General features: G+C 69.1%; 9 protein-coding genes and 3 pseudogenes. 5 read left to right on the forward strand and 7 right to left on the reverse strand.

Annotation, left to right across the window (positions count from 1 at the left end; all coding sequences use genetic code 11):
• Positions 1 to 139: 139 nt before the first annotated feature.
• From ACIRFL_RS42790 to ACIRFL_RS42800, 3 genes and pseudogenes are all read right to left on the reverse strand, one after another.
• Positions 140 to 2,329, reverse strand: a complete 2,190-nt coding sequence (locus ACIRFL_RS42790) for a polysaccharide lyase family 8 super-sandwich domain-containing protein (RefSeq protein WP_404040889.1) — start codon at positions 2,327 to 2,329, stop codon at positions 140 to 142.
• Positions 2,330 to 2,503: 174 nt separating this feature from the next.
• Complete coding sequence (locus tag ACIRFL_RS42795; protein WP_404040892.1) at positions 2,504 to 3,463, reverse strand: MFS transporter; 960 nt, start codon at positions 3,461 to 3,463, stop codon at positions 2,504 to 2,506.
• A gap of 220 nt (positions 3,464 to 3,683) precedes the next feature.
• Positions 3,684 to 4,046: pseudogene (locus ACIRFL_RS42800) on the reverse strand (MerR family transcriptional regulator); the annotation flags it as partial.
• Positions 4,047 to 4,195: 149 nt separating this feature from the next.
• Here ACIRFL_RS42800 and ACIRFL_RS42805 point away from each other — a divergent pair.
• Complete coding sequence (locus ACIRFL_RS42805) at positions 4,196 to 4,531, forward strand: EthD domain-containing protein (RefSeq protein WP_404040896.1); 336 nt, start codon at positions 4,196 to 4,198, stop codon at positions 4,529 to 4,531.
• Here ACIRFL_RS42805 and ACIRFL_RS42810 read toward each other — a convergent pair.
• The 3 genes and pseudogenes from ACIRFL_RS42810 to ACIRFL_RS42820 all read right to left on the reverse strand — a co-directional run.
• A pseudogene (locus ACIRFL_RS42810) lies at positions 4,506 to 4,998 on the reverse strand (IS1380 family transposase); the annotation flags it as partial. The gene ACIRFL_RS42805 and the pseudogene ACIRFL_RS42810 overlap by 26 nt on opposite strands.
• Before the next feature lie 531 nt (positions 4,999 to 5,529).
• A complete protein-coding gene (locus ACIRFL_RS42815) occupies positions 5,530 to 6,135 on the reverse strand; it encodes a hypothetical protein (protein WP_404040899.1) in 606 nt (201 codons plus the stop codon).
• 214 nt (positions 6,136 to 6,349) lie between these two features.
• Positions 6,350 to 7,486: a PQQ-dependent sugar dehydrogenase gene (locus tag ACIRFL_RS42820; RefSeq protein WP_404040902.1), complete on the reverse strand. Its 1,137-nt coding sequence runs from the start codon at positions 7,484 to 7,486 to the stop codon at positions 6,350 to 6,352.
• Between the two features lie 297 nt (positions 7,487 to 7,783).
• Between ACIRFL_RS42820 and ACIRFL_RS42825 the strand changes: the two are divergent.
• A pseudogene (locus ACIRFL_RS42825) lies at positions 7,784 to 7,921 on the forward strand (transposase family protein); the annotation flags it as partial.
• Between the two features lie 79 nt (positions 7,922 to 8,000).
• On the opposite strand, the gene ACIRFL_RS42830 reads toward ACIRFL_RS42825, so the two are convergent.
• A complete protein-coding gene (locus ACIRFL_RS42830; RefSeq protein ID WP_404040905.1) occupies positions 8,001 to 9,155 on the reverse strand; it encodes a helix-turn-helix domain-containing protein in 1,155 nt (384 codons plus the stop codon).
• Between the two features lie 367 nt (positions 9,156 to 9,522).
• Here ACIRFL_RS42830 and ACIRFL_RS42835 point away from each other — a divergent pair, with 367 nt between their 5' ends.
• The 3 genes from ACIRFL_RS42835 (at position 9,523) to ACIRFL_RS42845 (ending at position 10,881) form a co-directional block, all read left to right on the forward strand.
• Complete coding sequence (locus ACIRFL_RS42835; protein ID WP_404040908.1) at positions 9,523 to 10,056, forward strand: DinB family protein; 534 nt, start codon at positions 9,523 to 9,525, stop codon at positions 10,054 to 10,056.
• Positions 10,057 to 10,201: 145 nt separating this feature from the next.
• Complete coding sequence (locus ACIRFL_RS42840) at positions 10,202 to 10,552, forward strand: hypothetical protein (protein ID WP_404040910.1); 351 nt, start codon at positions 10,202 to 10,204, stop codon at positions 10,550 to 10,552.
• 113 nt (positions 10,553 to 10,665) lie between these two features.
• Positions 10,666 to 10,881: a hypothetical protein gene (locus ACIRFL_RS42845; protein ID WP_404040912.1), complete on the forward strand. Its 216-nt coding sequence runs from the start codon at positions 10,666 to 10,668 to the stop codon at positions 10,879 to 10,881.
• Positions 10,882 to 10,914: the final 33 nt, after the last annotated feature.

Below are 10,914 nucleotides of genomic sequence, written 5' to 3' on the forward strand. Positions count from 1 at the left end.
GTCCTCGGCGGGGGGGCCCCCCGCGGGGGGGGGGGGGGGGCCGCGCCCGCCCCCCCCCCCCCCCCCCCACCCCCCCGGGGGGGGGGGGGGGGGCCGCGCCCCCCCCCCCCCCCCACGCCGTTTCATGTCTGCGAGCGCGTCACCTGAGAGGCTGCGTCACCGTCTTGCCGAGGTTCGGGCCGGTGCCCAGCGGGAAGTCGGCTCGGCGGGTGCGGCCGGGTGCGACGAGGGTGACGGCGACCGTCAGGCCGCCCTGGTCGGGGTTGGCGACGCTCACCACGGCGGAGCGGCCGTCCTCGTTGAGCATGACGATGGCAGGCTGATCGACGTGCAGCGTGCGGCCCGGTCCCAGGTCGAGGGAGCCCGCGGCATGGAAGGCTGCCATCGTCAGCCGCAGCCGCGGGTGGCGGACTGCCTGGACCTGCTCGTCGTTGCGCAGGATCCTGACGGCGGGCTGGGCCGCATAGGCGCGGACCTTTGCGGGTGTCGCGCCGGGCAGGACGATGTAGGCGTACTCGGCGCCGTCCGGGGTGGTGCCGTGGTCGAAGAAGAGGGTGAAGGCATTCCGCTTCACCGGATCACGGTCGAGCCAGCTCCCGGTCTGCTCCTTGTTCGAGACCTTCAGCGGCCCGCCCTTGGGGAAGACATAGCCGATCTCGTCGTTGTACGCCCATGAGGCACGGGTGGCGGCGGAATCGGTCCCCAGGCGCACGGCCTTGCCGCCGACGGAGGCATTGGACCGGGCCGCGCCCTGGTTGACGGTCGTGTGGACGGCGTGCTCGGAGGTGGAGCTGATGCCCGCGCCGAGCGCGACCATCTCGTCGTCGAAGTAGAAGTAGCTCTTGCGTCCGGTGGTCGAGGACCGGTCGAGGGTGAAGACGGCGGCGCCGTAGCGCCCGTCGCAGACGCCGCCGGTGAAACTGCCGGCGTTGCGCTTTCCCGACTGCGACATCACCTTGACGTACGGCGCGGTGACACCCGGGTAGTGGAACCAGTCGAAGGCGGGTACGAGGTCGTCGTATTCCCGGTTCGTGACCTGGATCGAGGTGGCACCCTGTGCGTTCCAGTCGATCTCGTTGCCGACTTCGGGCCGCAAGGTGGAGCGGTACTCAACGCCGACCATGCGCGGGGAATTGAGCCTGGTGAAGATTCCGTACCGGTCGCGCAGGTGTGAGGAGAACTCCGAGCGCCAGAAGTACTTGTGCCCGGTGACGCCGTTCTCGCGGGTATTCCCGCGGATGTTGTCAGCCAGTTTCTTGTACGCCGCCGAGTTGGCCTCGTCGGCGCGCACCATCCGGTCGAGCGGCTCCAGGAAGTCGGCCGCATAACTCGTAATGCCGTCGATGGTGTTGGGGGGACGGTACCCGAGGTACATCATCCCGATCTCACCGCGGATCAGCCAGCGGGTCCCGTCGAGGATGTAGAAGGCGACGGCGTCGATGTCATCGGGGGAGAAGGCGAAACTGGTGCCGCGCGCCACATCGGCCCAGGCCGCGACGATGGTGAACAGGGCCATGCCGTAGCCCTCGCTGTAGAGCTGCGCCCCATGCGCCCAGAAGGACGAGTCGACCTGCACGGCCTCGGCGACCTTGCCGCTGCGGTCGACGGCGATCGTCCGCGACATGGTGGCGTAACCCTGCTCGATGTCGGCGGTCACGCGCTTGGCGACGGCCTCGTACAGGTAGTTCTCGGTCCTCCAGGAGCCGTTCGCGCCGGCCGGGTCCAGGCGGCCGGTGTTGTGCGCGTAGGTCACCTCCCGTGCTTCGGCGCTGAGTTCGTCGCCGACGAAGATCGACACCCGGCCCATGGCCATCGACTTGCCGATCTCGACTTCCCACCAGTTGGTGCTGGTCGGTTTGACCCTGTCCCAGTGGAGCAGTGCGCGGTTCAGGGCTTCGATCAGCTCCGGCTTGCCGTATCCCGCGGCGTCCGGATCGCGGTAGGCGTGGGCCATCGCGATCATGCGGTACAGCGCGTGATACGGCGACCAGACCCGGCCGTTGGCGGAACTGGTGGTGTCGGCGTAGTCCACATTGGGCCACGAGCCGTCGGCACGCAGGGACTCGGCATAGGTCAGGGCCTCGGACGTGCGGGCGAGGAAGATGCCATTGGCGATCCTCACCTGGTCACCCTGCGCCAGAAACCGCTGCTGCAGGCGTTCGACGATGAGCCGGATGTCATCCGTCGCGGCTTGGCTCCCACTGGCTTCGGCAGCCCGTGCGAGAGCCGGTACCGACAGCGTCAGTCCGGCGACACCGGCGGCGAGCCCGAGGCCCCCGAGGAGGACTCGACGTCGACCGGGCAGGGGTGCGACTCCGTGTTCAGTCATGCGGACTCCTTAGGCGCACCCAGGTCCTGACAACGTTGCCGTACGGCTCGTGCGACGGTTGACGAGTACTTCCGGGGTGCTGTTTCGGTCATGGCTCCGGGCGGGTGCGCACCGGCGCTCTTAAACCGGTTTGAAGACGACTCGTAAACAGTTACCGGCTACGGCCTGGGTACGTCAACAGTCGCGACAGCGGTGAACGGAGCTGCCGTTGGCCCGGCGGGCAGCCGGTCGGTGCGCCGAGGGCCGGGGGCCGGGGGCCGGGGGCCGGGGGCCGGGGGTCGGGGGTCGGGGGTCGGGGGTCGGGGGTCGGGGGTCGGGGGCGGGGAGGATCCCTGAAGGCACGCGGCCGGGCAAGCCCCTTGCATCGATGAGAAGTTGCTCGCCGGCGCCCTCTCCCCCGGGTCCGGTCCTCGGTCCGGGCGCCGGTGCCGGCGTCACCTCCGCGCCGGGGCGGGTGTCTGTGCCGCGGCCCCGGAGGCGCGGCCGGGGCCAGGACACGGATGCTGCCGGCCGGACGAGGAGCAGCACGGCGACGGCTCCGACGGCCGCCACCAGGGCCGAGAACAGGAAGACGCGGTCCAGCCCGGCGGCGAACGCCCGGTGGGCGAGGCCGGCCATCGCCGCGCGCTGCCCAGCCGATGCGGAGGCGATCACTCCGTCCGCCCGGCCCGAGGCCAGAGCGTCGGCGGCGTTGGCATGCGGGAGCCCGCCCTGCGTCAGCGTGGCGGTGGCCCTGCTCGCGAAGGCGGCACCGAGTACGACGATGGCCAGGGGCATGCCCAACTGGCGTGCCGTGTTGACGGCACCGCCGGCCATCCCGGCACGCTGCGGGGGCACGGCGGAGGTGGCGGCAGAGACCAGTACGGGAGTGGCCAGGCCCACTCCGGCACCGGTGAGGAAGAGCCCCCAGGTCGGCGACGTGGCGCTCACACCCTGCGTCATGCCGGCGCTGAGCAGCAGCATGCCCGCCGCCACCAGCAGCAGCCCGAGCCCGATGGGCCGGCGCGGGGAGAGACGCTGGATGCGCCGGCCTGCCACCACGGACTCGCCGAACGACGCGGCGGCGAGCGGGGTCAGGGCGAGTCCCGCCCCGACGGGCGAGAGTCCGACAAGGGACTGCAGCCACAGCGACACGAGCGCGAGACGGTGACCACGCCGATCCACCGGACGCTTAAGGGACCGGGTCCGTGCCCTCCGCACCCGGAACCGTGACTGTCGCTGGCGTGCGCTTGTACGTGAACGACGGTGCCGTCGACGCCCCGGCCGTATCGGGCAAGCGTGCCCCGCACGCCGGTGGCCAGGTCACGGTCGGCCTCGACGGCGTCCTGGTTGACCGGAGCCGGAGGTCCTGCTCATCCGCCGTGTTCGCCATATAGGTCTCGTTGACATCGATCAGGCGCTCAAGCGCTTCTCTGGCGGCGGTCAGGCTGTCAATGGTGACTGAAAGGCGGGCGCGCTCCTGATTCATCACGGTCAGGGCTTGCCGGGCTCGGTGCACAGTGGGCTCTGTCATACAGGGAACCATCCGGGCGATGGTTCTGCTGGACATTCCGGCGGCCAGGAATGTCTGGATCAGCGCCACCCGCTGGACGTGATCGTCGTCATAGCGCCGCTGGCCGCTGGGGGATCTGGTGCTGACCAGCAAGCCCTGCTCCTCGTAGTAGCGCAGTGATCGACGGCTTGCCCCCGTCCGGGCGGACAGTTCACCGATCCGCATCCCAACCAACCCCTTATGTGCACTGGGTCACAGCGACTTGCCCTTGACATGCATGTGAGCGTTTAGGTTAACGCCATGGCTCGCGACCCGTCGCCCAGGGCATCCGGTCGCCGGCCTCTCGCGTCCGCGAGCACGAAAGGGAGAAGTTCGTGATCAAGCTCGCCTTCATGATCAACCGTATCGATGGAATGACCTTCGAGGAATTCGTTGAGCACCACCGAAACCGTCATGCCCCGTTGTTCACCTCCATTCCGGAAGCACGGCAGTACGTGAAGAAGTACACCGTCTCCCACCCGGTGACGGCCGAAGGTTATCCGGCTCCCGCCTACGACGGACTCACCGAAATCTGGTTTGAAAGCTGGGAGGACCACGATGCCTTCTTCGCCTCGAAAAACTACAAGGAATTGGTGAACCCGGACGAGGGTGAGTTCATCGACATGAACTCGGTGGCGGTAATGGTCACCGAAGAAAGGGTTGTGATCTAGCCTCGAAGGCTCGTGCCGGCCAGTGCTTCGCGAGCCGGAGGGCGCGCCGCCGTCCGGTGGTGACGAGTTGGACAGCGGTGGAGAACAGCCGCAGCCGCCGGGGCTCTCGGAGCCGGGCCTTGCCGGTCAGGGCGAGCAGGGACATCCGGGCGGGCAGGTCCGGGGCGATCCGGATGATCTTCAGCCGGATCTGGGCCGTGTCGTGGAGCGGGAGGTTGCGCGGGCGGCGCGGATGCGGTCCTCAGGCCGGCCCGCTGCCAGTGGCGCAGTACAGCCGTCTTCCGCGCTTCGCGAGCCAGGCGACGAACTCGTGGGGACCGCCGCCGAGTCGGTACGGATCAGCGTCTGCCCCTCACCGGAGCCGTTTCGGCAGCTGGGCCAGGGCCAGTTCCGTGGCCTCGATGTGGTCGGCGGCGGTGTGGGAAACCCGCGTTGCCGGGCCGCAGCAGGCCCACGACCGGCTCGCCAGGAGCGAGGACGGCCGTCGATGTCCACGATCACCTGCCGGCGGGCGGGGGCAGAGGGCGCTCTGGGCGGAGCCGGCTGTGGCAGATAATCTGTGAAGCCCACGTCAAATCCGACGTGGGGTGTGTGGGGCGTGCCGGGAAGTCTGGTCGGCGTTTGCACGGGCTGTGTGCCCTTTTTCTTCGACGATCCTGGCCGCCACGGGCTTGGGGGGAACAGCGGCACTCTCGGCCTGCATCGTGATGATCAGCGCTACCCAGCGGACGGGGGCCCTTCGATGACCGGCCGTACAAGCTCGTTGCGACATGCCTGGTCCCTCACAGCCTGGTGGCTGCTGACAGCCCTGGCTCTGTGGCTCCTTGGCCAGGCCGTCGGCCAGGCATCTTCCCTCACGGCATGCGCCGCCTCCGCAGCGTTCCTGGTCGGCGTCGGGGAGATCGGTGACTGGCTGCGTCGACGGTGGGCGGCCCACCGTGGACAGACAGGATCCCGCTCGCGGCGCGTGCCGCCGCGCTGAACTGCCCGCAGCGGCGTCACAGCTCGTACGGCTCGCCAAGAGGGTACGAACCAGCCCCTTTCCGCACCATCGCACGAATGGTGCAGCGCTCGCCAGGAAAGAGCGCGAGGAGTGCGACCCGAGAAATGACCGACTTATGGATCCGGCTGCGTCCAGGCCCGGCTCCTGGTGAGGCGTTCTCGATGTCCAGATGGCTGGCTTCCTCGTCCACGAGCAATTCGTAGAAGCGCAGCAGTTCGTATCCGTCGTCGGCCTGAGGCCGGCCGGTGAGCAGTTCTGTCTCGGATTCGCCGAACAGCGCCAGAGACCTGCCGTTCAGAATGCCTGCGATGTCCCGGGTGTTGGTCGGCTCGATTCCCATGACGCCACCGGAGAGGTGCTCTGTCGCTGTCCAGGACCCGTCGTCCAGTCGTGTCGAGCAGTACAGCTCCTCGGCGAAGAGGCCGTCCTTGCGCCGGTGGAAGAGCAGGACGAAGCCGAGGCCGTCGCGTATGCACGTGTCGGCGACGGCGGCCCCGGAGACGCTGTCGAGGCGGGTGGGCACGGCGTGCGACGTGGCAGCGCCCTGCGTGTGCCCGGCCGTCAGAGCTGCGTGGGCGAGTTCTGCCAGATTCTCAGCCATACCTGGTCCTTGCGCGCATGCGGTTTTTCATGGGCGTGAGCCGAGCCGGGGTGGCCCGCCCGTGTGGTGGTCTGCCACCCCGGACATGTACCGCGTACTCATGTTGTGATCACGATACGCGGCACCGGACTATGTGCTGTCCGACTGCGTTTCACGTCCAGCGGGAGCTGGAGAGCGATGTCACCGCGCAGGTCGGCGAGTTGGAAGGGAGTCGTTACGCCGGGTCGATGCGGGAAACGCTGCCACCCAGGTCGAGCACGTACAGCTCGCCGTTGCCGCCCTGCACGAACGAGACGACCTCGCCGCCGTTGACTCCGAGATCACTCACTGCGGTCACCTTGCCGTTCTCGATCCGCAGAGAGCGCAGGGTGCCGTCGCAGTAGTCGCTGAACACGTACTGACCCTTGAGACCCCGGATCGCCTTGCCCCGATAGACGTATCCGCCGGTCACCGAGCAGCCCAGCCCGGTCCGGTCGTACTCGTGGATGGGCGGCACGTGGTTCGCGGGCTCCGTGCCGCCCCGGAAGGGATGGCTGCCCTCCATCTGGGACCAGCCGTAGTTCTCGCCGCCCTTGCTGTCCGCCGGGGCCCAGTCGATCTCCTCCCAGTCGCTCTGGCCGACATCGCCGATCAGCAGGTCGCCGGTGCCCGCGTCGAAGGAGAACCGCCACGGGTTGCGCAGCCCGTACGCCCAGATCTCGTCCTTCGCGTTCGGGTCGTCCACGAACGGGTTGTCCGGCGGGATCGCGTACGGCTTGCCGCCACGCGGGTCGATCCGCAGGACCTTGCCGAGCAGCGTGCCGAGGTTCTGCCCGTTGCCGTGCGGGTCGCCGCCTGAGCCTCCGTCGCCGAACGCGATGTAGAGATAGCCGTCGGGGCCGACCTTGATGTCGCCGCCGTTGTGGTTCGAGTAGGGCTGCGTCTGGGTGAGGACGGTGCGCCTGGTGTCCGGCCGGATCTTGCCGTTCCGCACGGCGAACTCGTCCACGGTGCTGGTGCCTTCCAGGTTCGTGTACGAGATGTAGAAGTGCGCGAACCTCTTGTCGAACGCGATGCCCAGCAGGCCGCGTTCACCGTCGGTGGTGGTGTCGCCGGATATGTCGAGGACCGGCTCGCCGAGCCCATGGGCGTCCAAGACCCTTACGGTGCCCGCCCTTTCGGCTAACCAGACCGTGCCACCGGGGCCGGCGGTACCGGCGGACGGATTCTGGGCCGTGGCCACTTCCGTGAGCACGACCTTCGCTGCCTGACGCGGGACGGCGGACTCGCCGGCGGACGCCGTCGTCAAGGCGAGCGAAGCGACGAGGCAGATGGTGCCGATGACCGCTGAGCTTCTGGTGCGAACTTTCACCGTGATCCTCCTGGAGGCGGTGAACGGGGGAGGTCACCCGGCTGCTCGGGCAGGTTCAGGGGGTATCGCCCGCGCCAGCACGCAACCTGGGTGGGGGACGGCGTGCCACTGGCCATGGATGAGGATACGGGGACAGAGGTGCCTGGTGTGGACTAGCAAACCAGCCGTCTGTCTCCGCTCTGCTTGCCGCCGCGTCCTCCACTGCCGCGTTCCCCGGCGTCCGCCCGAACTCGCCACCGGGAGCGGCATAGTTGCCCAACGGCAGTGCCCGCACCGGTACTGGGCGACGAGCAGTGGACCCTGCCGTGCCCGGGCTGCGGGGCGCCGTCCGGGCGGGTGCGCGGCTTTCACCGGCGGACGGTGGCCGACCTACCGGTGGACGGGCGGCGAGTAGCGGTCCATGTACGGGTGCGGCGCCTGGTGTGTCGCACGCGCTCACCCGCCGGCGGCCTCGGACTGATCATGTCAGCCGGCGGGGCGAACCCAGCCGATCACACGATGACCTCCAACATGGTCACCGAGAATGAGCCAGTACGAGGCCGTCATCCTCGCTTTCACATGAGGCAGACGGAAACCGAGACGGCCGCGGAGCGCACGTCGTGGTGGAGGCGCCGCCCGAGAGAGCGAAGGTGGGTCGGCCGCGTCCGATGGCAGCGGTCGACGGGGGCGGGGTCAGTTCGATCAGGAAGTCCTGGTCGGCGGCGCCGGAGCAGCGGCCTTGGACGACTTCCGCGCCGATTGCGGTGTCCTGGTCGCGCAGGCTCAGACACCGGTCGGTGCTGACCGGACGGATGCGGAAACGGGCGGCAGCGGGCGGACCGAAGGGCTCGATGCGGAACTGCTGGGCCCGGTTGGTGTCGGCGCAGTCGTCGCGGGGCTCAAGCAGGTCCCGGCCCGGACCCTTCAGGAGGACCGTCAGGCAGCCGATGCCGTACTTCGCGTGGTGCCACTGGATCTGCACGAGGTCCTGGCCCACCGGTTCGAGGAATACCTGCGGCAGCACGGCTTGGGTACAGGGGCGTTGGGCGGCGATGGCGGTCTCGTAGCGGCCGGTGCGATCCCTGCCCTCGGTCACGCACAGCCCAGGTGTGCGCGCGGGGTGGATACGTGCCCAGCTGCCCACGGCCAGCATGCGCAGCCCGGTCACCGGCATCGTGGGCGGGTCGGCCGGTGGCGACGCGTCGTGAACCAGGCTGACGACCCCGAGGGCGCCGGCCGCCCCGATGCCCGCGGTACCGACCAGGCTGACCGCCCGGCGCCACCACCGCGGTGCGTTCGCCGGGACAGACGCGCCGCCGGCGGAAACATCACGATCGTCGCCGCCCTCGCCGCCAGTCTCGTCACGAGTGGGTCCGCTCTCGGCCGCGGCGATGCGGCGGCGGGCCTGGAGCCACTGGCCTATCTCCTCCTCGCCGAGGCCGCAGGCGCGGGCGAAGGCGTCGACGAACCGTTCACGCGGCAGGGTGGCGCGGCCGAGCGTGGTCGCCATCGTGCTGGCCGGCAGGGTGTCGGCATGTGCGGTGGCTTTGCTCTCAAGCTGCCGGTACGTCAGCCCGGACCAGGTACGCAACGCACGCAACGCCGCGGTGAACTCGGCGGGAGTTCCGACCAGAGGAGGCTGCGGTGGCTTCGCCGCAGGCTCGGGTAACGCGCTGTCGGTCTGGGTCATGATCCCAGCATGGCGTCACCGACAGTGACCGGGGGACTGCAAAACCACGTACGGGACTTCAGCGACCGAGCGCTCACCGCCTCTCAGCCGAACGCCGTGGTGCCGGCTGCTTCTTCGGGCATACAAAGCAGTGATGAGGGCATTCCCCTTCGTCCCCTACCGACCTCGTGACCGGCTCTCTACATTGTGAGCCGCAGGCCGCGCCACCTCGGACGTTCGCTGGCAAGACGGTTCGCAGGCACGACATCGCGTTGGCACAGCGGCAGGCCGCTGCGCGGCGGGTCCGGTTCGGCGCCGGCAGGTGGGGACGGCCGCGGTCCGTCGCGGCACGGTTCCGTCACTCGCTGACGGTTGGTCAAGGAGAGTCATGTACGAACTGCACGCGCTGCTGCGTGAGTACGACCGCGCCCGCGACTACACCGACCAGTTGTGGCGGGACCTGACCCCGGACGAGGTGGTCTGGCGTCCGCGGGAGGACTTCAGCGCCATCGGATGGCATCTCGGCCACCAGGCCCACGTCGCCCACTTCATGGTCCGCAACCTCACCGCGGCCGAGCCCAGTCCCGATCCGGCCCTGGACGCTCTGATGGACTCCGCGCTGCCGGAGCAGTTCCGGGGCGCCCTGCCCACGGTGCGTCGGCTGACCGCCTTCCGGGAGACCGTCGCCGAACGGGTGCACGCCCGCATCGGCGACATCGCGGCCGGGAAGGTGAGTGCCCCCACTCAGATGACCATCGTGGCGAACCACCTCCTGACCGCTCTGATCAACCATGAGTACCAGCACGACCAGTGGATCGGCGAGGTCCGTGCCGCGCACCTCGGGCACGCGCTGCCCACCGACCCGGACTCCGACCATGTCCGCCGGATCGACGGCTACCTCGTCCTGCACCCTTACGCGTGACGTGCCCGCTGCAACCGGCCCGGCGGTGACCGGGCGTGACGTGAGGTGATGTCGGGTTCTTCTCCGGTTCGGCGCGGCGAGCGCGGTGACGGGACACACGAGAGCACGATGCTGTCTCCTCACTCTGCTGTCACTGCTCGTCGTGATGAGTGCGTGGGCGTGCGGGACCCGTACCGTCTCCTTCACCGGCACCCCCGCGGCGGCGGTGACCGCCGACACCGGCACGATCGCCGAGGAGCCTTCCGGTGACACCGCAGCCGTACGGCACGGCTCCGCCCAGTGTGAGACACCTGACCGGCCGGCTCCCCGCAGGAAGATCTTCTTTCCTCAGCCGGTCGTGCGTCTCCCGGATACGGCGGGCGTCGTGGTCCAGGGGGCCGCCCAGCCGTCCGAGGTGTTCCGCATGACCGCGGCCGATGTGTGCCGCGACGTGGTGACCTCGGGGCTCTCCCCACCGGGGGTGCCGTTAACGAGCAGCGAACCAGGTGACAAGTAACCCGCCAGTAGCCTTCGGATCGAAGGAGCGCATGAGCTGGGCCGCCTGCACCGTACGGGTACTTCATCTGTCCGGCTGATCTGCCGGGTTCTGCACCCGTACGCTCCAGAGCCATGACCACGACCGTCACCGCCCTGCCCACCGCCGAGCAGGTGAGCGCCCTTGCCAAGTTCGGCACCGACCAGGTGCAGCAGACCGCCGACAAGCTCAAGCAGCGCTTGCCCGAACTGGCGGAGGAACCTCGCACCGCCGAAGCGGAGCTGATCCTGGGCCTTGTCCCCGAGGAGTGGACACCTGTTCGTGTCGTTATGCGGCAAGTGTCAGGGTAGCTGACTGCTGTTCGTAGGCGATCGGCGCCTGCT

The organism is Streptomyces sp. NPDC102462 (assembly GCF_044765425.1).
In the GTDB taxonomy this organism is placed as follows: domain Bacteria; phylum Actinomycetota; class Actinomycetes; order Streptomycetales; family Streptomycetaceae; genus Streptomyces.